This is a genomic window from Vibrio hepatarius (assembly GCF_011806575.1).
Lineage (GTDB): Bacteria > Pseudomonadota > Gammaproteobacteria > Enterobacterales > Vibrionaceae > Vibrio > Vibrio hepatarius_A.
Genome location: NZ_JAATOO010000005.1, coordinates 147,037 through 169,552, shown reverse-complemented (window position 1 = coordinate 169,552; position 22,516 = coordinate 147,037). Strand labels below are relative to the sequence as shown.

Genomic DNA, 22,516 nt, shown 5'->3' with positions numbered 1-22,516 from the left:
TATCGCGCTATTTACCTTTCTTGTGCCTTGGTTGCGGTGCGTCAAGTCCAAACTAATTCAAATTTTTCGAACAAGTGGCTCTAATCTCTCCAGTCATAGTCTTTCTACTTGCGTAATAGACTTATCACATCACTCAGACGGAGAAGAATTATGAGCAACTATCGTGAAATCGCACAAAAAATCAGAGCGCACGCCACTTCTGATGGTGACGGTGTGAAGATTCAGCGAGTCGCCGGATTCGATAACTCCCGTTTTTCGCCATTCTTGATGGTTGATGAATTGAAGTCTGATCGACGTGCCGACTACGTGGGCGGTTTTCCTCCGCATCCACACCGCGGTATTGAAACACTGACGTACATGTTGAAAGGACATTTCCAACATCGCGACCATATGGGCAACGTCGGTGAACTAAAATCAGGCGGAGCGCAATGGATGGCGGCAGGACGAGGCGTGATCCACAGCGAAATGCCAATTATGGAAGACGGCGATCTACACGGCTTCCAAATCTGGATTAATCAACCTGCGCGCGACAAAATGAAGCCTGCGCAGTACTTTGATTTTCAGCCGGAAATGATCACGGAAAACCAGACTGAACAAGCGGGGTTGGTGCGTGTTTTAGCGGGGTCTTTGATCGCAAACGGACAAGCACTGCAAGGCCCACTAGATAAAACTGGTGTACCGCTAACGGTTGCCGATTGGCGCGCTGAATCGGGTAAACAACTCGAGCTGGCAACACCTGCTCAGTTCAACATGATGCTGTATGTTTACCAAGGTCGCATCACGGTTGCGGGTAGCGAAGCCAAACAAGGCAAGATGGTACTACTCTCTAAAGGCGAGCTGGTTGACTTGAATGCACTTGAGCACAGCGGTGTGCTGATCTTTATCGGTGAACCGATTGATGAGCCTGTTGTTCACTACGGTCCTTTCGTGATGAACAGTATGAAAGAGATCGAACAAACCATCCAAGACTACAGTTCAGGTGTGTTTGAAACCTATTAATTAAGGTTTGTTTTGAACCTTATTTACGTGCAACAAGGTGACACATCCACTGCCACCCTTATTTAGCACTTGCCACGCTCCATGCGTGGCTTTTTTCTATCTACGCTCCTGCAATTTCATACAATAACTCTGCGCCAGTCTTGGCTATCTTGTCGTTATTCCGTTACAAGGAGGTCACGATGGATAATGTGTTGGTAGCGATGATAGGCTTTGCTTTTGTGGGCGCGGTGACGCCCGGTCCGGTTAATATTCTTGCTATCTCAACCGCGGTACAGCAAGGAAAAACCGAAGCATGCAAACTGGTGTTTGGTGCGTCGGTGTCCTACGCCTTGGTGGTCTATTTTTCAGGTTCGTTACTGTATGGTTTTGCGCAGTGGCTACCTAGATTGGAAGCTGTGTTGCAGGTCTGTGGCAGTGTTTTTCTCGCTTATCTCGCCTACAAAATCTATTCTGCTCCCGTTGAACGCATCACCATGAATCACGACGAGCGATCGGGCTGGTGGAGCGGCTGGTTCACGCAATGGCTTAATCCAAAAGCTTGGTTGGTCGCGATGTCGGGTGTGAGTCTGTATGTGATTGGTCAGCTTGATCAACAGCACTCGCTGTTGGTGTTTACCGCGGTTTCGCTGGTTGCATGTTTAGCAGGGGTTGGCTGCTGGGCGATACTCGGGCAAGTGTTCACGAAATTTCTTGAAACGCCAAGTAAGCAGCGTACTTTTAATCGCGTCATGGCGATCACTTTACTGGCGTCTGTTAGTATGATCTGGTTTTAGCAACAGGGAAGAGCTAACAACATGAAAAAGGACACCAGCGCGAGCTTTAAATGCAGTACCGTTCTGCCTTGGGTAGAAATGCGAATTGCAAGCCAAAGCAGCGCTTGTTACAACGCGCACTCCCATGATGAGTTTTCGTTCGGCATTATCGAACAAGGCCGCGCTTTGTATCGTAACCGAAACCGTACCCATCAAATCGGCATGGGGGATATCGTCACTATTAACCCCGCAGATGTTCATTCGTGTAACCCAGAAGCAGGTTTGTGGTCCTACAATATGCTGTTTGTTGATACCGAGCAGATGGGTATTTGGCAACAAGAAGTACTCAGTGCGGAGACGGGCAAAACCGGTTTGGATTACACGCCGTTTAACGCGGATTTAGAGTGCAACACCCAAATCAAGCAGCGATATCAGTCGTTGTTTTCAGCGTTAAAAAACGATGCGAGCCTGCTGGAAGTACAAAGCCGTTTTTATGATTTTCTCCACGCGTCTTTAGCGAGAGATGAACCATCTAAAGTGACCTCTGCGCCATCAAGTGCCATTAAGCGGGTGAAAGAGAAATTACTCGATCAAATCGCGCTTAACCACGAGCTAGAAGCGCTTTCACACGAAGCCGGAATGAGCCGCTATCAATTGCTACGCGCATTCAAACACCAATATGGCTTACCACCGCACGCTTATCTGATGGATGAAAAGATCAAACGCGCCAAGGTGATGCTCAAGTCAGGTCAGGAGATCGCACAAGTCGCGTACGAGTTAGGATTCACCGATCAAGCTCACTTTCAAAAGCACTTTAAAAAGCGCATTGCCGTTACACCCAAATACTACCAGTCACATTTTGTAAAGGGATAGCCTAGTCTAGTAACGTAGTGGGTTAAGCTTGGTTACAACGGCTCTAATTGTATTAGCCCCTAATACGTAAATGACTCTTATCGTTAATGAGTGGTTTGATTTTTGGGCTTAGGGAACTGCTCAAGTAAGTCTTTAGCCAACTCAAATTCAAATCCTTCGATTGCATCGATTAACTGTTGTTTTTGATCTTCAGTCCACTCGCTAAAATGTTGTGTCTCTTTAATTACAGATAAAGCTTCAACATCATACGCTTCAACGAGATCCACTACGTGCTGGTAAAGTTCTGGTTGGGTCTTGTCTTCTGAAGCACTATTTTGATGTTGATTTGATTGCCATTGTTTCAACTGGGTGCGTAACTTATCAATCATAGACTGACATATCTCTAGTTCTTCCAACGCCATTTGGCTCTTGTCTTCAATACTTTCTTCCATTTTAGCGGCAAGCTGAGAAAGTAACTCGACGCCCAAATTTGCTGAAGAACCTTTGAGGGTATGCGCCATACTGGCGGCCATCTTCCAATCTTCCTTAATGATCACTTCTTTAAACATCGGGAGCTCTTGGTGTTGCGTCTCTAAGAAACGCATCAATATAGCTAAGTAACTCTCTTTATCACCGCCAGTGTTGAAGATGGCTTGTTCTACGTTGATGCCTGACAAGGTGGGGAGATCGGATAAATTTGCTGAACTCTGGTCGGCAGAGAGGGTTGTTAGATCTAAATTATTATCTTCTGGGCGTAAATATTGGTGTAGCGCCTCATAAAGATTATGTACGTTAATAGGTTTGGCTAGATGGGCATTCATACCAGCATCTAAACAGCGTTTCACGTCACTTTGCATTGCATTGGCAGTCATTGCGATGATGGGGAGCTTCTCCCATTTCGGGTCGCGTCTTATTTGCTCGGTCGCTGACACTCCATCCAGTACTGGCATTTGCATGTCCATCAATATCAGATCGATAGAGTGCTGTTTAAGCATATCAATCGCTTGCTGGCCATTTTCGGCGGTGAGGACGGTAAGGTTGGTGCCATGGAGCAATCCGAGCGCCACTTCTTGGTTGATCTTATTATCCTCAACTAACAGTATGGTTTGTTGTGCGAATACGGGTTTTTCCAATTGTTTTGATTTCTGAATGTGTGCGACTTGTTCAATCCCAAAACTGTTCATAATCGCATCGAGGAGATTGGAGGGATTGACGGGTTTAACGATCAGAGAATCAATGACTTTAGAGATGGTTTGGTCGAGGGAAATTTCACGTCCGTAAGCGGTGACTAAGAAGCATTTTGATTGCTCCAACAAACGTTCTTTTTGGGCGGTTTGTAACATTTCGACGCCGTTCAATCCCGGCATATTCCAGTCAACAAACAACATGTCAAACTGATGTTGGCGTATTTCATCGAGTGCTTCGAAACCATTGCTGACCGCTTTGGCGTCAAAGTGCATCGCGTTAAGCAGTGTGACTAAGATATTGCGTGCTGAGTCGTTATCATCGACCACCAACGCACGTTTACCCGCCAGCCCGGAAACGGGTTTGGCAATATCGCGCATTTTAGCCTCTTGCAGGCCAAATATGATGGTGAATGAAAAGGTTGAGCCGACCCCGGGTGTACTACTAACGCTAAGTTGGCCACCCATCAATTCGACCAGCTGTTTGCTGATACTTAAACCAAGCCCTGTACCGCCATACTCGCGTGTGACACTGCTGTCTGCTTGAGAAAAGGCATCAAACAAGTGAGCCACTTTTTCTTTGTCAATCCCAATACCCGTATCTTTAACCGCGAAGTGGAGTACGACTTCACGCTCAGTAAGTAACTCTGGAGTCACTGAAACAAGTATTTCTCCCTGCTCAGTAAACTTGATAGCATTGCCACACAAATTGACGAGTACTTGACCAACGCGAAGTGGGTCGCCAATGAGATTGATCGGAACCTGTGGGTCGATATCAAAAAGAAATTCGATTTTTTTCTCTTGTGCCTTAAATGAAATGATGTTGGTGAGGTTGTCAAACACTTCATCTAAACAAAAATCTATCTCTTCAACGCTGAGTTTGCCTGCCTCAATTTTTGAAAAATCGAGGATATCATTGATGATGCCAAGTAGGTTTTTGGCTGACTCATTGATGCGGGTTAAATATTTGTGTTGTGCTGGGTCGAGTTCGGTATTGAGCGCTAAATGCACCATACCCAATATGCCGTTCATTGGTGTACGAATCTCGTGACTCATATTAGCCAAAAATTCACCTTTGGCGCGGCTCATCGCATCTGCGGTATCTTTTGCATCACGTAATTCGGTTTCCATCTGTTTACGCTCTGTTAAGTCCAACAGGATTCCGACAATGCCCGATACCACGCCTTGACTGTTATTGAACGACGCTTCACACACTAACATATCGCGTTCTTGCTGATTCTCATCAAGCAGTGAAAGTTCGTAATTCTTGGAGCCTTTTTGACGGCTAAGCTGCTGGTGAACATCGGTAAAGCACTGCGATGCCGGTTGCTGGCTAAAAACATCTTGTGGTGTTTTACCGATAATATCTTCTATCGCTATGCCACACAGCTCACTGAATTTAGCGTTAACCGTTAGGTATTTACCCTGTGGTGATAGGCAATACATAGGGTTGGGAGTCGCATTTAAGATCTCTTGGTTTAGCTGAGATTGCTCCAACACTTTTTGCTCTGCTTTTCTTTGCAATTCAACGTTTTGGCTAAGCTGAATACTGACGGCTAAATCATCAAGCATCTGGCTCAACCATTGGTAATGTGTGTCAGTTAAGCCACTAATGGTACCGACTTCTAGCAGTGCAATAGGCTGATCATTAACACAAAGAGGGAAGTAATAAAGCTCATTAAGCTCAAGGGTTCCACCATTGATTGGCATAGTATATTTGCCAGCGAGTGATTTCATACAATAGGGTTTCCCTGAGAGCAGGACACTTAGCTCGGTCGAGCAGGCATCGGAAATGTGCTGTGTTTGGTTGCCTGTGTGGCCAGCACCAGCTATGCGTACCAACTGATTCTCTCGGTACAGTGACAGTCCAATCTGTTGAACCGGGAACTGGTGTAGCAGGAACTGGGTGACTTCCTGACATAAGTTGAGTGTTGATTGACTCGTTCTAAGTACAATATTGAAATCTTTAAATAGAGTGTTTTGCTTTAGTTGTTCGGTGATATGGTGAAAAACCACATTGAGACTATCGATAAAATGCTGTAGCTCAGCGTAGGCTTTTTGGGTAATGGTGAAGGCGTAATCTTTCTCTCTAACTTGGTGGACCACTTTGTTCAGTAGTGTGCTCAGTGGATTAATGTAGAGATGCCATAGAAGTGTAAATGAGAGCACAATTGATGTAATCAAGACCACCATTAATAACAAATAGAGCTGCTTATATACCACCGCTTGTTCATCAACATCAGCAATGTCGTTTTCAATCCGCAAAACAATCGCTTGGTGTGCGGAACCAATCGCACTCATGATCTTTGCCTTTTCGGCAAAATATTTTTTGCTGTAAAGAAGGGCTTGTGCGTACGCTAGGTTAGGCTCCCCTGTGTCTATTTCCGTACCGTCTTCTTGCCTAGTAATACCTTTGACGGCCAAAAATGCCTCGCGTTCGATGTCGACTAGTTCATCAGAGAGCGTAAGTGCTCCTTTAAGCTCAAGAAACTCCGCTTCACTAATACCGGACTCTCTGAGCCGAACTAACAGCGGTACCCCTTGAGGTTGATTGACATCCGGCTTATGAGCCGCTGAATTTGCGACTAAATCCCAGTACTCGTATTCATTTCCGCTTGGGGTAGGGATGTCACCATTGCGAATAGCCAGTACCAAGTTAAACAGTTCTTCCCAGTAATCGTCGCTTGTCACTACATAGGCTCGTGCAAATTTGGTTAAATGATCTGAGCTCTGTTTGAGCTCTTGAGATAACCGATAATAGTTGTGCAAGTCATGTTGGTATGCGCGACTTTGCATACGCAGATCGGAGACCTTGTTCGTCACTAAGAACATTGCAATAGCACATATTCCCATGGTGAGGAACAGCAGTTTGAATAACGTTCGTATTGATAGCACTAAAGTTTATCTTCCATGAGTAATTACTGACAAATGTAGAAATAAATTGTCTATAGTTATTAAAGATTAATTACTGATAAATAGTTACTAATAACTCTAGTCATACTTTCATCATTAGATAAACTTTTTTGGGATATTTTTATGCCTACAGGAAACTTACGTGATTGCACTGTACTGATAGTTGATGATTCTGCGGATAATCTCGCTTTTATGGCACAAGGGTTGAAAAATCTTTACCATGTAAAAGCGGCCAAAAGTGGTGAAATGGCACTGTGCATACTGAAACAGTTTGATGTCGATCTAATTTTGCTGGATATCGTGATGCCTGATATGACTGGGTATGATGTGATCCGAACTGTAAGAGCCGACCGTGATACGTGTAATATTCCAGTTGTATTCCTGACAGGAAAAAACTCACCAGAAGATGAGAAGCTAGGCTTTGAATTAGGTGCCGCGGATTACATACATAAGCCCGTGAGTATTCCGTTACTGCGCTCGCGAGTTAAAACCCATCTGCAAAATAAACGTTCAAAAGATATCTTACTCAATCAAAATGGTTACCTTGAGAAACAGGTAGTAAAACGCTCTTCTGAGTTAGATAGAATGCAGGATGCGGTGGTGTTTGCGCTCGCTAGTTTGGCGGAAACTCGTGACCCGGAAACCGGCAACCATATTTTGCGCACTCAACATTATGTCAAACTCTTGGCTGAAAAGTTGGCTGAAAAACCTCGTTACAGCGACTTCCTGACACCAAAAATGATCGATACGTATTTTAAGGCTGCGCCGCTTCACGACATTGGTAAAGTTGGCATAGTCGACTCGATCTTACTCAAACCAGGCAAGTTAACCGACGAAGAATTTGAAATCATGAAAAGGCATACGACTCTCGGTTTACTCGCGTTGGAGAAAGCAGAGAAGCTTTCTGGTGCAGAGAATGAGCTAATTACCGTCGCCAAGGAAATCGCCTATAGTCACCATGAGAAGTGGAATGGTTCAGGTTACCCTAATGGTTATAATGGTGATGCAATTCCATTGAGCGCAAGGTTGATGGCGTTGGCAGATGTTTATGATGCGTTGAGATGTCGCAGGGTATATAAAGATCCCATGACGCATGAAGACGCTAAGCAAATTATTATGGCGGGTGAAGGTCAGCATTTTGACCCTGAAGTTATTGGAGCATTTATTGAACAAGAACAAAAGTTTATTAAGATCGCTGAAGAATTTGGTGATGAATCCCCCGATTGTTTTATTGAGATGAAAAAGCCAGTCAACTTATGACTGGCTTTTAAAGGGCTAAAGTTAGGCTCTTTGTTTTGCGTCTTCTTGATCGCCAATAAACCCCCCGGTCTGGTGCGCCCACAATTGTGCGTAGATGCCGTTGCTTTGGACAAGTTCTTGGTGAGTGCCTTGTTCAACCACTTCACCTTTGTCTAGCACGATCAAGCGATCCATCGCGGCGATAGTCGACAAGCGATGCGCAATTGCGATGACCGTCTTGCCTTGCATCAACTCGTTTAAGCTTTCCTGAATGGCCGCTTCGACTTCCGAATCTAATGCTGAGGTGGCCTCATCCAAAATCAGTAACGGCGCATCTTTAAGGAGCACACGAGAGATCGCGATACGCTGACGCTGACCACCCGAGAGTTTCACCCCGCGTTCACCAACTTGCGCGTCGTAACCTGTATTGCCGAATGGGTCGCTGAGAGTTTCGATAAACTCATGGGCGTGCGCCTGTTTGGTCGCGCGCAGCAAATCTTCCTCTGTAGCGTCTGGATTGCCGTAAAGAATGTTGTCGCGAATTGAACGGTGTAGCAGCGAAGTATCTTGCGTCACCATACCAATTTTCGCCCGTAGCGAGTCTTGTGTGACGTCAGAGATCACTTGGCCATCAATCTTAATCTTGCCGTCTTCTACGTCGTGGAAGCGCAACAACAAGTTAACCAAGGTGGATTTACCCGCGCCAGAGCGACCAACCAAGCCGACTTTCTCACCGGGTTTGATGTTTAGGTTTAGGTTGCTGATCACGCCTTTGGTTTTGTCGCCGTAGTGGAAGCTAACATTATCGAACTCGATACCACCTTCACGCACCACGAGGTCTTTCGCGCCAGGTTTGTCTTGGATATCCACCGGTTTTGCGAGCGTTTTCATCCCATCAACCACGGTCCCCATGTTTTCAAACAGCGCGCCGACTTCCCACATGATCCACATCGACATACCATTGATACGCAGTGCCAGTGCAATAGCGATGGCAATCGCACCTACGCTGATTGAGTTATCCATCCACAGGTAGACGGACAATGCGCCAATTGAGAACACCAAAATGTAGTTGGTGATTTCAACCGCAACGTCAAAGCCTGTAACCAAACGCATTTGGCGGTAGACCGTATCAAGAAAGCCGCGCATGCCTTTTTCTGCGTAATCGGTTTCACGTTTGCTGTGCGAGAACAACTTCACCGTTGCGATATTGGTGTAACTATCAACGATGCGTCCGGTCATGGTAGAACGGGCGTCTGCTTGCTCAGAGGCCACACGCTTTAACTTAGGGACAAAGTAGATCTGGATGCTGACGTAGCAAGTTAGCCAAATAAGCATCGGGATCATCAAGCGGATGTCAGCTTGCGCCAGCAACACCACCATCGAAGTGAAATAGACTGAGACATAGACGAACACGTCCATGGTTTTCATTACTGTTTCTCGAACCGCGAGCGAGGTTTGCATCACTTTCGTCGCGACGCGGCCTGCAAAGTCATCCTGATAAAAGTTAATGCTCTGCTTAAGCAAATAGCGGTGCGCAAGCCAGCGGATAGACATCGGGTAGTTGCCAAGCAGAGTTTGGTGGATCAGCAACGAATATCCCACCACCAAAATCGGCATCACGATCACAAGCAGCACGCCGTAAAAGATCAGTTGGCTGCTGTTTTCTTGCCAGAAGGTTTCCGGATTGCTGGTGGAGAGCCAGTCAACCAAGTTACCCATTGCGCCAAACAGTGAGACTTCGACAACCGCTACGATGGTCGACATGATTGACATGATGATCAGCGGAATTTCAAACCCACGTGTGTAATAACGACAGAAGGCCAAAATGCCACTTGGCGGCTGCGTGGGTTCTTCATCGGGGAAGGGTTTAGTAAATCCCTCAAATTTCTTAAACATACTTGTTTCCTAAACGCACAAATAAACAACAGAGTGTTATTAAGACGAGCGTGTTAATCCATAAATGGCAAGGGGGAATGCCATGGTATACGTTTGGTCATTAAAATGTAACTGGTGGAATATCAGTGTCTTTGCATACTATTCAGTCAGCTCTACTGTTAAACAATCACTCCAGTTAATTTTACTTCTATAGGATTTTTTTGCAGTTGTTTTTACTGTTGAGTGGTGAAAATTGTAGTTAACTTCAGTAAATATTAATTTAACATTATGTCTACAATTTGCTGCATTGAGTGAGAAAAGTGAGTTTGTCACGATGTTAAAACAGCAAGTATTACCAGAAAAACAATTAAAAACGGTGCAAAACGCAAACTGCGTAATCATGGTGCCACCTAAAGAATTTGCTTTTAACGCGGAAACCGCAAAAGACAACGAATTTCAGCACAAAGTGAATGATACCACTGAGCACATTCGTTTGCTTGCGATGCAGGAGTTTTCCACTATGGTGAGCGAATTGCGTCAAGCTGGTGTGCAAGTTGTGGTATTTGATTACCCGCTTGGCGACGTTGAAACGCCGGACGCCGTGTTCCCAAACAACTGGTTTAGCACCACCGCAGAAGGGGAATTATTCACCTTCCCGATGGCGTGTACCAACCGCCAGCACGAAGTGAAGCCAGACGCGCTGCGCAGTGCTTTAGAAGCGGCCGGACGCGAAGTGAAATCGGTGGACTCACTGACGTCTTACCTCGATATTAATGCTCACCTAGAAAGCACAGGTGTGATGGTGATGGATCACATCAACCGTACCATCTACGCGGCGCTTTCTCAGCGTTGTGATCGTGAAGTACTTGAAGATTACGCGGAGCGCATTGGTTACGAGCGCGTGGTGTCTTTCCAGACAGCGCTACCTTCGGGTAAACCGATTTACCACACTAACGTGATGATGGCGGTGGGTGAAGGGTTCTGCGTGATTTGTGATGAAGTGATCCCGGAATTTGAGCGTCGTTTTGTACTGAAATCGCTAGCAAAAGACAAGCAGGTAATTTCGATCTCGCTAGAACAAATGAACCAGTTCTGCGGCAACATTCTCCAGCTTGAAACGATTAACGGGGACAAAGTGATCGCGATGTCTCAATCTGCTTACGATGCATTCTCGCCAGCGCAGCTTGCTCAGCTTTCTAGTCACGGTCGTTTAATGCCATTTAACGTGCAGACGATAGAAAACATCGGTGGCGGTAGCGTTCGTTGTATGTTGGGTGAAGTCTTTCTTCCGTCACGCGCCCCTAAGCTGTAACGCCTGATCTTAACATTCGAATAAGCACCTTGTTCTGTCAGCAATAGCCTTGCTGAACAAACGGGTGCTTTTTTGTCTCTGTTATTTACTCTTTGCTCACTTCCCCCGGAATAAAACACGTCTGACCTTTACTGAAGTACTATTCGCCAGATTTCGCATATTTGCGAAACCCTCTAAGTGGAGCTGTTCCCTATTCTTATAGTGAAGGAGTTGCTTATCCAGTGACTCCAATCCAACAACAGGAGAACGCAAATGGCTAGGGAGAAAAAGCACACTCATACCGATGATGACCAAGCGCGTTGCTGTACTATTCCGGAAGTTCAAGTCCGGAGTCTGGCACATATATCCGACGGTCATCGACAACGACTGATCGCCAAGTTAGACCGAATGTGGGTTAACGGTACTCAACTGACTTATTACTTCTTTAAACAACCGGCGCATTGGCGTGGTGGCAGTGAACAAGAGCAAGCGGTTCGAGATGCGTTTGCAACGTGGAAAAACTGCGGTATCGGTTTGCAGTTTCGAGAAGTGCAAAACCCAGAAGAAGCGATGATCAGGATTGGTTTTGATCAGAATGACGGTTCGTGGTCTTACGTTGGTCGAGATTGTATTGACCACGCTAAAAACCCGCAAGAGCGCACCACGAACTACGGCTGGGACCTCACTACGGAATATGGTCGTGACACTGCACTGCACGAACTCGGGCACGTGTTGGGCTTTCCTCATGAACACCAAAATCCTCGCGCTGGAATCGTGTGGAATGAAGAAAAGGTCTACGAAAGTTTGGGCGGTCCGCCGAACAACTGGTCAAGAGAGCAAACCCACTGGAACATCATCAGAAAGATCGCGCCCAATACGGTGGATGGTTCGGCTTGGGACAAAGACTCGATCATGCACTATCGCTTTGCCGCGGGTTTAATTGAAAGTCCGGCTGAATATCAGATTAAACCGCTCATCCCAGCCAGTGGTTTATCGCCTGTCGATATCCAAACCGTTCAGGCGTTGTATCCGGCTCTGGAAGAGACAGTCGCCGAGCTGCGCGAATTTGAATCACAGCGATTCAGTATTGCCGCAGGTGAGCAGGTCGACTTTATCATCAACCCGTCGATGACAAGAAAGTACACGCTACAAACGTTCGGCAGAATGGATACCGTTATGGTGCTGTTTGAGTTGCGTGACGGGGTGGAAGAGTACATCGAAGGGGATGACGATAGCGGACATGATTACAACGCTAAAATCGAAGTACACTTACATCGAGGTCGTCAGTATATCGTCCGAACTAGGCTCTATTACGCGACGATGCGCGGTATGAGTTCGATTATGGTGTATTGAGAATAAAAGCCGCTGTTTGACGGCGGCTTTTCTGCGTTTGCCTGCCAAGGCATTTATGCCGGTGGTTTGCTAATTTAACGCCCAGCGCGTTTAGGTTGTTTATTGTCGGGATGACGAGGGCAGTCTGCGCACAGTTTGCGACCTTGGCACTTATAAACTAAGCAACAACTGGTGCGAATGAGTTTAAGTGATCGGTCATCGTCGCCACTTTTAAGTGACTCTGCCAGTTTTTCGGGCAACTCACAGGCACTGAGCCACAACTTCGCGTGATCGTGTATCTCATCACGAGTCAGCTCTGGTGTTAGTTGACTGAGTTTGACCAAACAAGCCAATACACCATCGGCAAACAAATGGTTGGTGAAACCCGGGCGCACTCGCACCCATTGATTCATCTCATCTCGATAAAAATCAAACAACTGCTTGAGTTGTTCGCCCGCAGCATTGATCAACTGCTCTCTTTTTCCTTCACGATAGTCAGTATCGGTAAACTGGAAGCCACTGATAAAATTAGATTGCACTATTTGCCCGATGGAACGCAGTTCAGGCAGGCCTCGACAGGCATAAATCGCCACAAACGCAATGTAGATTGGCTGCCAACAAAGCAACGTCCAGGTTCTGGTCAACCAGTATGCCGCGCCCGCTTCAGGGTGAGCACGTTTTAGTTCTTCGTACAATTTTCGAATCGTGTCTGAGCAAGGCTGATCAAAATAGAGTAAGTCGGTCTGGTTGGGAGTAGGCGATAGCGCCACTGTACCTTCAAGGTAGGGGGTGACTTGTCGTGCGTGTTCAAACAATTGCTCAAAAAAAGGTAACGGGCTCATATCGCGTTTCACCGCTTGTCAGATAAGAGGCTAGGGTGTCTTCGTTGACATTCCTTACCACTGGTTATCTGAGGAAGTGGTTTCATAGTTTTATTTCAACTCGCCCACTATAAAAGATTAGTCTTACATTGCAAATATAAATGATAGTTATTTTTGTTAGTGTTTGTTATGTCTAACCAACTCAAACCGAATTGAAGAATCAGCGACCTGATTGGGGGAGGTGATTACTTCTGCGGTATGGATAACAGCCCAGTTAGTTGATACCCGGGGCAAGGGCGTTCAAACACGCTTGACTTGAATGACGAGTTTTAAATCGTTTGAGCAAAAAGCGAAAGCCGCCAATTGTTGGCGGCTTTCTTGTCTCTGGGTTACGAGCGGTTTTTGTATTTGTACAGCAAGTCTAGAGGCAGGTGGCAGTAGCTATGATCTTCTGGATGCAGCGTTAGCCTGTTCTGGTGCTCTTCATCACTCTTGACGTAGTTTGTCAGTGGCAAGATTTCCAGCGCGATACGCTCGGCGTCTTTCCTTGCGGCAATATGCAGTTTGACAAGTTCTAGGTGTGCAGGATTCGTGCTGTAAACGCCAGTGCGGTACTTCTTGCCGACATCGTTACCTTGCTTGTCTACGCTGTAGGGATCGATGATTTCAAACAGATAGTCGACTAAGTGCTCAACATTCACTTGGCTTGGGTCAAACTCAACCCTTACACATTCCGCGTAGCCATCGTAGTCGCTCGATGTGGTATTTGTGACGCCATTTGCGCGACCCGCTTCGGTTGAAATAACGCCCGGTACGTGTTTGAGAAATTCCTGAACGCCCCAAAGGCAGCCACCTGCAAGATATATCTGTTCCATCTGAAAAATACGGTTAAGTTGATGTTGGGTAGACTCTAGCAAAGTTAATGGGCGAGGTTAACCAACAACGGTGTTTAGGGCGTGATGCTATGCCCTTACGCTACATGCCATAATAGGTCGAAAGGTAGACCAGTACCGCTTCGCGGTCATCGGGACTAAGTTCATCCATACCTTGCTCGTCGACCATCCAATTAAGCGTTTCGTCCCACCTCTGTTTGCTCAGCCCTTGTTGGGCGACCAAATGCAATGAGTGGCAAGCCGAGCACACCGATGCGACCAAAGCCATATTCTCTCCCGGTGCTAATATTCCATCGCCTACGGATTTAATCGCTGCGCCCGCCGATTCTGTTATCCAATTTACGGGAGTAGGGTTTTTTGTTGCCAGCCAAGCGATGATCGCTGCGCGCGCTCCCGGGTCTTTTATGCCGGGAAACACCATATTCGTACCTGGTGCGTACTCGCTTGGCGCGAAGAGAAAAGCATCCAGCCTGTTTGCATCCCATTTACCGTCGAGCTTTTTGAGCGCGTCGCTATAATTGAAGCCTTTGGCACTGGCGATATCACGCTGTGCGATTCCCCATAGTGGTGGGCCGACAACCGCGACACCATCCGATTCGAATTGGTGACAAGCTTTACACACCATCGCTTGCTGTTCGCCCGCTCGAATAAGCGTCTCATCGGCAGTGCTCGGTAAGCTCACCAACATCGCAACGACAAAAGAGAGCGGTATAACCCGCCCTAATTGATGATTGGTGCCCACGATGCTCACCCCTTAACGACCAGTGCAATTCGGTGAAAAGTATTATTGAGGTAACCTTTCGGGTTCCAAGCGATGGCAAACGGCTGGCTGATACCTTGGTCGTCGGTCGCTTTCGCCCAAACTTCGTAATACCCCGCCTGCGGGAATTTCACTTTGGCGTTGAATGTTTGCCACGCGCCTGTATTGGCAGGTGCTGCAAGATCGGCATCCATCCAAGTGGCGCCAAAGTCGATCGAGATCTGCACTTTGTCGACTTTGCGGTCGCCAGACCAAGCGTGGCCACGAACGGCGATTTCATTGCCCATCACTTCAGTATTCGTTTGTGGCGAGGTAATCAAAGATTTCACTGGCATGCGTTCAATGATGTCGAAATCTTCTGTCGCCACTTTTTCACCGGGTGCAACTGGTCGATTTGGGACTCGATAAGAGGTCCCCGTCATTTTGGGACCATCATGGATCTGATCGCGAATCTCAATCCGTGTCAGCCATTTTTGCGAGCACGAACCCGGCCAACCGGGAACAACCAAACGCAAAGGCGCGCCGTTCATTGGGTGTAATGGCTCCCCATTTTGGGCAAAGGCGATGAGGTTTTCACTGCTCAATGCTTTTGCGATTGGTACACCGCGAGAAATGGGCAGCTTATCGGCTTTACCGGATAAGTGCTTATCTGCGCCATAATGTGCGGTGTAGATAGCGCCAACTTTAAGTCCGGCGGCTTGTAGGACGTCAGCCAACCTCACCCCTGTCCAGCTTGAGCAAGCAACCGCACCGTAAGTCCACTGGTTGCCAGTGGCTTTAGGGTCAAAGAATGCTCGGCCATTACCACCACATTCGACCACCAGCTGTTGCTCGACCACTTCGAAGTTTTTCTTCAAATCGGCGATCGATAACGTCATTGGTTTATCGACCAAACCATCGATGGTCAGCGTCCAGCTGTCGGCGTCTACTTCCGTTGGTGGAATGCCGTTGTTGCGGATAAAGTGACGACGAGTTGGGGTCACGTCATCGTTGAGTAGATGAGGGGGCGTTTCAGCGTTCATTGGCCGGTCATTGAGAACGGTTAAGTCGTCTTTCCCTTCGATCATCACATCATCGAGCCCTTCTGCAAACGCCGCTGGGACGATTCCAGCCGGCATATTGCGGTGGAAAGGTATTGCGCCACCCAGCACTGCGGCCATTGTCGCTAACCCAGCACCTTTCAAAAAGCCGCGTCGGTCTGGGTAACTTACGCGTCCAAAGACTTTTTCGTCCGCAGATTCTGGGTTCTTCTCATAGTATTTATAGATGCCCTGCGGATTGTTTTTCTCGTTCTTACTCATGTTGCGTTCCTTTGTCGGTCAACGCCCAAGAACCTGAACTTCTACGTCATCTACAGCTCGGTAGCGCGTACAACCAATCTCTCACTGATACTTACCTATTCGGTTGTTCATCTCTAAATTTAGTTGACTATGTCCGGACTTCACAATAATTGCTTTGAGAAAGGCTAGTGTTCATGTTGTTTAGGGCAAAGGTAACCGAGGGTAGTGGGTATTAATCCTCTACCATGCCTCTGTTTTGCCCTAAAGTATCAGTGTGAGAAATATACGCGGGAGTGCCATCTTGCCGAGGCTGATGCTAAACTGCTGTCCAGTTTTATGGTGTGTTTAAAAAGGAAAGATGATGAACCCGATTTTAGCTCTGTTAAAAGAAAACAATATTAGCGATGAGCAAATTAAAGAACTGTTTGAAGTGTTGACGCAAAACCCACTTGCGGCAATGGCGACGATCAGCCAGCTGGGTTTGCCTCAAGATAAGCTGCAATTGCTAATGGGGCAGGTAATGCAAAACCCTGCTCTTATCAAAGAAGCGGTGAACGAACTAGGGCTTGATTTCTCGAAAGTCGAAGCGGCGAAAGCGCAGCTACAACAGTAATTTCACTGCTATTCTATCTAAAAGCCGTTCTACAGAGTGTCTGTTTTGTAGAACGGCTTTTTGGTTTCTCACCCCAAACTAAACCCATCTGGTCAACACCAATCGCACTCACTTCTCTTTGGTTATGTGTGTTATTGTATATTAGCAAGTTCGAAAGTATTTACTTATAAGAGTGTGGTGTCATATTCATTTCTTATGCATACAAAGGCGTACTGTTATCAATATTTCGTATTGAAGTGAATTTAATTTTTAATTCTTAGTTTTTTCTTTTTATTGGTTTTTTATTCTGTAGTGCGGTTTATTTTCTTTGGCAAGTTCTGGTTATTGTAGCATTGGTGAAGCTTATGAGGTTTCGAGGTTTATTAGTGGTTTCTTGCTCATAGATGGCGTGTTTTGGCAGTAACTTACTGTTGTATTGTGTAAATATTTATTTGCGTAAATATTGTTTTTAGAATTTCTAATATTCATCGTGTATGGATGGGTTCATCGCTATTTCACAGACTTTTCTGTATCTACGTGCTACGTTGTTGTTAACCGAATGTATCTTTCTTGTTGAAAGGTAACGCTGGTAATAAATGATTTAATTACTATTTTGGTAAATAATAAAAATGAAAAGTATTTCTATTAAGCTATTGATTATTCCTGCATTTTTTATTGCAGTGCTGCTGGGCTATCACGCTAAGTCTATCTCTACCTCTCAAGCTGTCATGGATAGCTTCAACAGTGTTTATGTCGATCGAGTAGTTCCTCTCTCCTCTTTGAAATCAGTCTCTGATTTGTACGCGATCAACATCATTGACGCCGCTAACAAGCAGCATGTTGGACTGGTCATGTACCAAGATTTCGTTGCAGGAGTTGAGGACTCAGTAAAACAAGCGCGAGTTATCCTAGACCAATACCTAGCCACTCAGCTAACGCCTCGTGAAGAAGAACTCGCAACCGTGCTCGATAACAAGGTCGCTAATCTGGAAAAAGTTCTGCCAACCCTTATCGCTAAGCGAACGGCAGGCACTATTGATGACCAGACACTGATCATTGAACTCTACAAGATGATTGATGATTTGGGCGTAGAGTTATCTGAACTAGTTCAATTACAGCTGGACGTGGCAAAAACGGAGCTGGACCTTTCTCAGCAAGCGTTCAGCAAAGCGAACTTTTATGGTTGGATTATCCTAATTGCGAGTGCGTTGCTGGCGGTTTTTGTCTCTGTATTTATGGTCAAACGAGAGCTGCGTAGTCTGCCAGATTTCTTGACATGGTTAGAAGATATCTCTAACGGTAAAGTGAAAGATAGTGAGTGGAAGAAGTCCAACAACGAGCTGGATCTCATCGGTGAAAGGTTGTCTGTGCTTTCGACTAAGCTGCAAAAGTTTGTGACTGGTAGTCATAATAATATGCACGCCCTGCATGATAGTCAGGAAGCCATTGCCACGTCGATTGCGAATAACGAACGAAACTCTCAGGCGGAGTTATCGTCGGTAGAGCAAGTGGCGACTGCTGCGACAGAATTGTCGTCAACCGCTTCAGATGTGGCTGTCAATGCGGTTCGCGCTGAAGAGTCGGTGTCAGAAGCCTCAAGTATCATCGCAATCAGCAATGAAGTATTGCAGAAGTCTAATACAACCACTCAGAGAGTGAGCGAGTCGATCTATGAAGCGAGAGCGATCGTCAACGAGCTGCGAGAGTACTCGGATAAAATCAGCTCTGTCGTTGATGTGATTAACGGTATCTCAGAACAAACCAACTTATTGGCACTCAACGCGGCGATTGAAGCCGCAAGGGCCGGTGAGCAAGGGCGCGGTTTTGCGGTTGTTGCGGATGAGGTTCGTGCACTGGCAGCTAAAACCCAGCAGTCGACCATCGATATTCAGTCGATCATTTCTATGCTGCAAGAACAGTCACAAAAAGCAGATTCGTCTATGACACATAACGTTGAGTTGATTGATGAGACGCAAACCGCGGCCCAAGAATTGATTGAAGCGTTTGAAAATGTCGCGAATAAAGTTAGAGACATCTCCGATGTAAACTCGATTGTGGCCACCGCCGCAGAAGAACAAAACGCAGTAACGCAAGATATCTCAAGGCAGCTTGAAGAGATCAACCACTTGGTGCAAGAGAACCTAAAAGGGATCGGCAATACCAATCGATCGAATCAGGAAATCTCTAAGTTGACCAATCAATTAGGAGATGAGTTAGCGTTTTTCAAAGTGTGAAGACGAGAGTCTTCGCCTCCCCAGGAACAGCCGCTGCGAGTCAGCGGCTTGTTTCTTTCTATTTCGAGCTTATCCGTAAAGTGCCCATTAACTCCGCGGCTATTTCATTGGTCGCTAGGTGATTGGTTCATTGCAATGTTTTACACTGTAAACACGCGTTGCAAATCAAACATCAACTCAGATACACCACCAACAAATCGGTTTCAACTGCGTTGGCGACTTTCGGTACAGTAGAAAACAAGCGGCTCCATAATTTATGGTGGTGCCCGCACACGACCAAGTCGATGCCCATTTCTTTGACCATTCCAGACAGTTTAACGTGCAAGTCACCGACCACAATTAAAGACTCTTCAATGGGGTAGTGGCTTTGCTCTACTAACGCTTTTAACTGTTGTTCGAAAGACCGCTGATCTTTCGGTTCCAGAACCACTCTGTCGACATCGACAAAGATCAACGAGAGTTTGCTGTTGTTTTGTTGGGCCATTGATATCGCCCGGTTGATGACGGTTTGGCTAGCGTCGGTTAAATCCACCGCGACTAAAATATGCTGATAACTCATTTTCCCTCCCAAGTGACTACTAAGCATTTAATTAAAGTCTAGCAGTCTCAGTAAAAACGAGTTTTCAAGTGAAGCGCCAAAACTCCTCAACATTAGGTTACCAAAAGGTAACTACTTGAAAGCTGCGTGTGGTGTTTTTACATTGTTGATGTTCAGCCATCATTTTATTAACTCAGGAGCGGGTATGGCACATTCAGCGAAATTAAAAGCAGGCGACAAGTTTCCCAATATTGAAGCGACGTTACTCGACGGTTCGGTGGTAACGTTAGGAAAGCCGAAAGGGCAGGGACTGTGGCAGGCGGTGTTTGTTTATCGCGGAAAGCATTGCCCACTATGTACCAAATATCTTAATGAAATCGAAAGCTACAAACAGGCGTTCTCAGATGCTGGTGTGGAAGTCTTAGCTGTCTCGGCGGACTCAAAGCAGCAGTTGCAGAAGCATGTTACGCAATTAGACGTCAGCTTTCCTATTGCATACGGTCTATCAGAGCAACAAATGAAAGAGCTTGGTTTGTATATCTCGGTGCCTCGCTCCGAGCAGGAGACCGACCACAATTTCTCAGAACCAAGTTTGTTTGTGGTAAACGAAAACGGTGATTTACACGTAGTAGACTTGGCTAACAATCCGTTTATCAGACCGGAACTTGGTGCGCTAACACGTGGCTTAGCGTGGATTCGAGACCCAAATAATCACTACCCGATCCGTGGTACTTTTGATTACTAGTGTCTTATGATTTGAGCCTGTTAAGTCTTCAGGCTCGTTTATTTGTTGATTTAAATATTGTGTGTCTCAGACCATACACGTAAATCATCTAAGATTTTCAGCGCGCTTTTACCAAAGTCGGTTAACTCGTAGCTAACCGCTAGCGGACGTTCACTAAGCACTTTTCTTGTGACCATCCCTTCGTTCTCAAGTTCTTTAAGCCTCTGGTCGATGATCTTTTTGCTCGCGCCGCCTAGTAGGCGAACAAGGTCATTGAAGCGAACGGGACCGTCTCTTAGTTGATAGATTAAAGACCCTTTCCATTTCCCGCCGATCAAGCGCATCCCTTTTTCGATGGGGCACGGCTCTGTACATGGGTTAATCACAGATTTACGACCTTTATGGTCGATAACGATAGAACTTTTCATTGGCAGGTCTTCTTGTTATCAAGCAAAACAGCAGTGCATTCCAAACTAAGTTACCATGGTAAACCGCTCGAAAATGCTTTCAATTAGTACTATAGAACCGAGAACCTCGACGTTTATTTCGACTCATTTCTAACATGCCGGGTTTATTTCAATTTTTCCACTTGTTGCACTTTAGTGAGCAAGTCTATAGGTTAATTCTGTATACCAATTAAACCGTTCGCTCGGATGTCAGTAACAACGAGGTTATATGTTTCACTCAAAGTCTTTATTACCTAAACGTTGGCTTGCTTATTACTGGTCTTCACTCCGGGGCGGGATAACCTTTTAGCGGTTGCTTTTATGAAGCAGCGCTGATTACTCTATATCCTTATCATGCGTTCGAAATAAGGAGTGTTTCGTGCATAAAGTGTTTGTATTCGGGACTCTTAAGCAAGGGTTCCCTAATTTTAAAACCAACAAAGGTGTTCGCGTTGGGGGAGATTTTCAAACCAAGCAACGCTACCCGCTTTATCTGGTTGGAGAGCGTCATTCTCCGTGGTTAGTGCTGGATGAAGGGCACGGAAAACCAATCAAAGGTCAAGTATTTGAAGTTGATGACCAAGCGCTGGATGCGATGGACGCCTTGGAGCGTATCCATGAGCCAGACGGCTATCGCAGGATAACGATCAAGGTTACGTGTTTGCAATCTGGCAAAGAGCTAGACGTGTTTCTCTACGCCAAACCACCAGAAATGCTTGACCAATCTGAAGTGAAAGCAGTGCTTGATGATGAATACCGTCTTGAGCACGTCAAGTTGTATCGAAGCCGATATGCTTAACCCGAATAAGCATCAAGTAACCAAATCTCTATTATGGATGCTGGGTACTTTACTGTCTTTCTGTCTGATGGCGATCGGCGCGCGCGAGCTCAGCGGTGAAGTCAGCACCTTTCAGATGTTGTTCTTTCGCAGTGTTATCGGCTTAGTCGCGATTTCATTAATGATGTTGGCGACAAGAACAACCGCACATATTTTTACTCGACGAATCAGGCTGCACGGATTGCGTAATGTATTTCATTATGCCGGGCAGTATGGCTGGTTTGTGGGGATTGGTTTGCTACCGCTTGCGGAAGTGTTTGCACTTGAGTTCACAGTGCCACTATGGACAGCGATCATCGCTTGGTTGTTCTTAGGTGAGGCGTTAACCAAAGCGAAACTCGCCGCGATAGGGTTTGGTTTGTTGGGTGTTTTCATCATCGTCAAACCGGGTATTGAGGTGGTCAATCTCGCTTCGCTGATCGTGTTAGGTGCTGCGATGTGTTATTCCATTTCTCACGCGTGTACCAAGTCACTCTCTGCCACTGAACACCCTTTCACGATCTTATTTATGATGTGCGTGATCCAGCTCCCTATCGGTTTTGTGTTGGCGTTGCCAAGTTGGCAAATGCCAGTCGATACGCAGTGGGGCTGGCTGATCTTAATTGGCGTGACGGCGCTATCTGCGCATTTTTGTATGACCAAGGCGATGCAGTATGCTGAAGTCACTAGCGTGGTGATTATGGACTTTTTCAGATTGCCCGCGATCGCGGTAGTCGGCGTTTTGCTGTACAACGAGCAGTTTGAGTGGTCTCTTCTGTTAGGGGCGCTGTTGATGCTGCTTGGCAACGTAGCGGCGATGTCTAAACTCAGAGTTGGCAACAAGATTGAACCAGAAATCACTGAAGGGCTAGCGAATAAAACCAAAAGAAAATAACTCGGAGTAAGAATCAACTCGTAAGATCAATGTCCGAGGTCGTTGATAAGATTTTAGCCAGCGAACGATACTCTAGATA

19 protein-coding genes are annotated in these 22,516 nt (G+C 46.2%); 11 read left to right on the top strand and 8 right to left on the bottom strand.

Annotation, left to right across the window (positions count from 1 at the left end; all coding sequences use genetic code 11):
* The first annotated feature begins 150 nt into the window (after positions 1-150).
* The 3 genes from HCZ42_RS05600 to HCZ42_RS05590 all read left to right on the top strand — a co-directional run bounded on the left by HCZ42_RS05600 (position 151) and on the right by HCZ42_RS05590 (position 2,624).
* Entirely contained in the window at positions 151-999 is an 849-nt protein-coding gene (locus tag HCZ42_RS05600) for a pirin family protein (protein ID WP_167419750.1), read from the top strand.
* Between the two features lie 179 nt (positions 1,000-1,178).
* Positions 1,179-1,772, top strand: coding sequence for a LysE family translocator (locus HCZ42_RS05595; protein WP_167419749.1), 594 nt, complete (start codon positions 1,179-1,181; stop codon positions 1,770-1,772).
* 21 nt (positions 1,773-1,793) lie between these two features.
* Positions 1,794-2,624, top strand: a complete 831-nt coding sequence (locus tag HCZ42_RS05590) for an AraC family transcriptional regulator (RefSeq protein WP_167419748.1) — start codon at positions 1,794-1,796, stop codon at positions 2,622-2,624.
* An 83-nt stretch (positions 2,625-2,707) separates the two neighbouring features.
* On the opposite strand, the gene HCZ42_RS05585 is transcribed toward HCZ42_RS05590, so the two are convergent.
* Positions 2,708-6,682, bottom strand: a complete 3,975-nt coding sequence (locus HCZ42_RS05585; RefSeq protein WP_167419747.1) for a PAS domain-containing hybrid sensor histidine kinase/response regulator — start codon at positions 6,680-6,682, stop codon at positions 2,708-2,710.
* Between the two features lie 141 nt (positions 6,683-6,823).
* Between HCZ42_RS05585 and HCZ42_RS05580 the strand changes: the two genes are divergently transcribed.
* Positions 6,824-7,960, top strand: a complete 1,137-nt coding sequence (locus HCZ42_RS05580; protein ID WP_167419746.1) for an HD-GYP domain-containing protein — start codon at positions 6,824-6,826, stop codon at positions 7,958-7,960.
* Positions 7,961-7,981: 21 nt separating this feature from the next.
* Here HCZ42_RS05580 and HCZ42_RS05575 read toward each other — a convergent pair whose 3' ends face one another.
* Positions 7,982-9,835, bottom strand: coding sequence for an ABC transporter ATP-binding protein (locus tag HCZ42_RS05575; protein WP_167419745.1), 1,854 nt, complete (start codon positions 9,833-9,835; stop codon positions 7,982-7,984).
* 313 nt (positions 9,836-10,148) lie between these two features.
* Here HCZ42_RS05575 and HCZ42_RS05570 point away from each other — a divergent pair, with 313 nt between their 5' ends.
* Together HCZ42_RS05570 and HCZ42_RS05565 are read left to right on the top strand one after the other, a co-directional pair.
* Positions 10,149-11,126: an arginine deiminase-related protein gene (locus HCZ42_RS05570; RefSeq protein WP_167419744.1), complete on the top strand. Its 978-nt coding sequence runs from the start codon at positions 10,149-10,151 to the stop codon at positions 11,124-11,126.
* 252 nt (positions 11,127-11,378) lie between these two features.
* The gene (locus HCZ42_RS05565; RefSeq protein ID WP_167419743.1) at positions 11,379-12,458 is read left to right on the top strand and encodes a matrixin family metalloprotease; all 1,080 of its coding nucleotides are present in this window, start codon (positions 11,379-11,381) and stop codon (positions 12,456-12,458) included.
* A 74-nt stretch (positions 12,459-12,532) separates the two neighbouring features.
* Here HCZ42_RS05565 and HCZ42_RS05560 read toward each other — a convergent pair whose 3' ends face one another.
* The 4 genes from HCZ42_RS05560 to HCZ42_RS05545 all read right to left on the bottom strand — a co-directional run bounded on the left by HCZ42_RS05560 (position 12,533) and on the right by HCZ42_RS05545 (position 16,212).
* Complete coding sequence (locus HCZ42_RS05560; protein ID WP_167419742.1) at positions 12,533-13,279, bottom strand: siderophore ferric iron reductase; 747 nt, start codon at positions 13,277-13,279, stop codon at positions 12,533-12,535.
* 368 nt (positions 13,280-13,647) lie between these two features.
* Positions 13,648-14,133, bottom strand: a complete 486-nt coding sequence (locus tag HCZ42_RS05555) for a peptide-methionine (S)-S-oxide reductase (RefSeq protein WP_167419741.1) — start codon at positions 14,131-14,133, stop codon at positions 13,648-13,650.
* Positions 14,134-14,233: 100 nt separating this feature from the next.
* Positions 14,234-14,839, bottom strand: a complete 606-nt coding sequence (locus HCZ42_RS05550; protein ID WP_167419806.1) for a c-type cytochrome — start codon at positions 14,837-14,839, stop codon at positions 14,234-14,236.
* A gap of 59 nt (positions 14,840-14,898) precedes the next feature.
* The gene (locus HCZ42_RS05545) at positions 14,899-16,212 is read right to left on the bottom strand and encodes a molybdopterin-dependent oxidoreductase (protein WP_167419740.1); all 1,314 of its coding nucleotides are present in this window, start codon (positions 16,210-16,212) and stop codon (positions 14,899-14,901) included.
* Between the two features lie 340 nt (positions 16,213-16,552).
* On the opposite strand from HCZ42_RS05545, the gene HCZ42_RS05540 reads away from it, so the two are divergent.
* Positions 16,553-16,804, top strand: coding sequence for a DUF2999 family protein (locus tag HCZ42_RS05540; RefSeq protein WP_167419739.1), 252 nt, complete (start codon positions 16,553-16,555; stop codon positions 16,802-16,804).
* 608 nt (positions 16,805-17,412) lie between these two features.
* Positions 17,413-19,017: a methyl-accepting chemotaxis protein gene (locus HCZ42_RS05535; RefSeq protein WP_167419738.1), complete on the top strand. Its 1,605-nt coding sequence runs from the start codon at positions 17,413-17,415 to the stop codon at positions 19,015-19,017.
* Positions 19,018-19,189: 172 nt separating this feature from the next.
* Here the strand turns inward: HCZ42_RS05535 and HCZ42_RS05530 are convergent, their stop codons facing one another.
* Positions 19,190-19,576 carry a universal stress protein gene (locus tag HCZ42_RS05530; protein WP_167419737.1) on the bottom strand — a complete coding sequence of 129 codons (387 nt, stop codon included), beginning with the start codon at positions 19,574-19,576 and terminating at the stop codon, positions 19,190-19,192.
* Between the two features lie 184 nt (positions 19,577-19,760).
* Between HCZ42_RS05530 and HCZ42_RS05525 the strand changes: the two genes are divergently transcribed.
* Positions 19,761-20,300 carry a peroxiredoxin family protein gene (locus tag HCZ42_RS05525; RefSeq protein WP_167419736.1) on the top strand — a complete coding sequence of 180 codons (540 nt, stop codon included), beginning with the start codon at positions 19,761-19,763 and terminating at the stop codon, positions 20,298-20,300.
* Positions 20,301-20,350: 50 nt separating this feature from the next.
* Here HCZ42_RS05525 and HCZ42_RS05520 read toward each other — a convergent pair whose 3' ends face one another.
* Positions 20,351-20,707, bottom strand: a complete 357-nt coding sequence (locus tag HCZ42_RS05520) for a winged helix-turn-helix transcriptional regulator (RefSeq protein ID WP_167419735.1) — start codon at positions 20,705-20,707, stop codon at positions 20,351-20,353.
* 397 nt (positions 20,708-21,104) lie between these two features.
* Between HCZ42_RS05520 and HCZ42_RS05515 the strand changes: the two genes are divergently transcribed.
* Complete coding sequence (locus tag HCZ42_RS05515; protein ID WP_167419734.1) at positions 21,105-21,524, top strand: gamma-glutamylcyclotransferase family protein; 420 nt, start codon at positions 21,105-21,107, stop codon at positions 21,522-21,524.
* Positions 21,517-22,437 carry a DMT family transporter gene (locus tag HCZ42_RS05510; protein ID WP_368484167.1) on the top strand — a complete coding sequence of 307 codons (921 nt, stop codon included), beginning with the start codon at positions 21,517-21,519 and terminating at the stop codon, positions 22,435-22,437. Before HCZ42_RS05515 ends, HCZ42_RS05510 begins: the two co-directional genes overlap by 8 nt.
* Positions 22,438-22,516: the final 79 nt, after the last annotated feature.

What these genes read in the sequence shown, in the direction of transcription:
- HCZ42_RS05600 (WP_167419750.1), top strand. Translation starts at nt 151, where the DNA reads ATGAGCAACTATCGTGAAATCGCACAAAAAATCAGAGCGCACGCCACT.
- HCZ42_RS05595 (WP_167419749.1), top strand. Translation starts at nt 1,179, where the DNA reads ATGGATAATGTGTTGGTAGCGATGATAGGCTTTGCTTTTGTGGGCGCG.
- HCZ42_RS05590 (WP_167419748.1), top strand. Translation starts at nt 1,794, where the DNA reads ATGAAAAAGGACACCAGCGCGAGCTTTAAATGCAGTACCGTTCTGCCT.
- HCZ42_RS05580 (WP_167419746.1), top strand. Translation starts at nt 6,824, where the DNA reads ATGCCTACAGGAAACTTACGTGATTGCACTGTACTGATAGTTGATGAT.
- HCZ42_RS05575 (WP_167419745.1), bottom strand. Translation starts at nt 9,835, where the DNA reads ATGTTTAAGAAATTTGAGGGATTTACTAAACCCTTCCCCGATGAAGAA.
- HCZ42_RS05570 (WP_167419744.1), top strand. Translation starts at nt 10,149, where the DNA reads ATGTTAAAACAGCAAGTATTACCAGAAAAACAATTAAAAACGGTGCAA.
- HCZ42_RS05565 (WP_167419743.1), top strand. Translation starts at nt 11,379, where the DNA reads ATGGCTAGGGAGAAAAAGCACACTCATACCGATGATGACCAAGCGCGT.
- HCZ42_RS05560 (WP_167419742.1), bottom strand. Translation starts at nt 13,279, where the DNA reads ATGAGCCCGTTACCTTTTTTTGAGCAATTGTTTGAACACGCACGACAA.
- HCZ42_RS05555 (WP_167419741.1), bottom strand. Translation starts at nt 14,133, where the DNA reads ATGGAACAGATATATCTTGCAGGTGGCTGCCTTTGGGGCGTTCAGGAA.
- HCZ42_RS05550 (WP_167419806.1), bottom strand. Translation starts at nt 14,839, where the DNA reads ATGTTGGTGAGCTTACCGAGCACTGCCGATGAGACGCTTATTCGAGCG.
- HCZ42_RS05545 (WP_167419740.1), bottom strand. Translation starts at nt 16,212, where the DNA reads ATGAGTAAGAACGAGAAAAACAATCCGCAGGGCATCTATAAATACTAT.
- HCZ42_RS05540 (WP_167419739.1), top strand. Translation starts at nt 16,553, where the DNA reads ATGAACCCGATTTTAGCTCTGTTAAAAGAAAACAATATTAGCGATGAG.
- HCZ42_RS05535 (WP_167419738.1), top strand. Translation starts at nt 17,413, where the DNA reads ATGAAAAGTATTTCTATTAAGCTATTGATTATTCCTGCATTTTTTATT.
- HCZ42_RS05530 (WP_167419737.1), bottom strand. Translation starts at nt 19,576, where the DNA reads ATGAGTTATCAGCATATTTTAGTCGCGGTGGATTTAACCGACGCTAGC.
- HCZ42_RS05525 (WP_167419736.1), top strand. Translation starts at nt 19,761, where the DNA reads ATGGCACATTCAGCGAAATTAAAAGCAGGCGACAAGTTTCCCAATATT.
- HCZ42_RS05520 (WP_167419735.1), bottom strand. Translation starts at nt 20,707, where the DNA reads ATGAAAAGTTCTATCGTTATCGACCATAAAGGTCGTAAATCTGTGATT.
- HCZ42_RS05510 (WP_368484167.1), top strand. Translation starts at nt 21,517, where the DNA reads ATGCTTAACCCGAATAAGCATCAAGTAACCAAATCTCTATTATGGATG.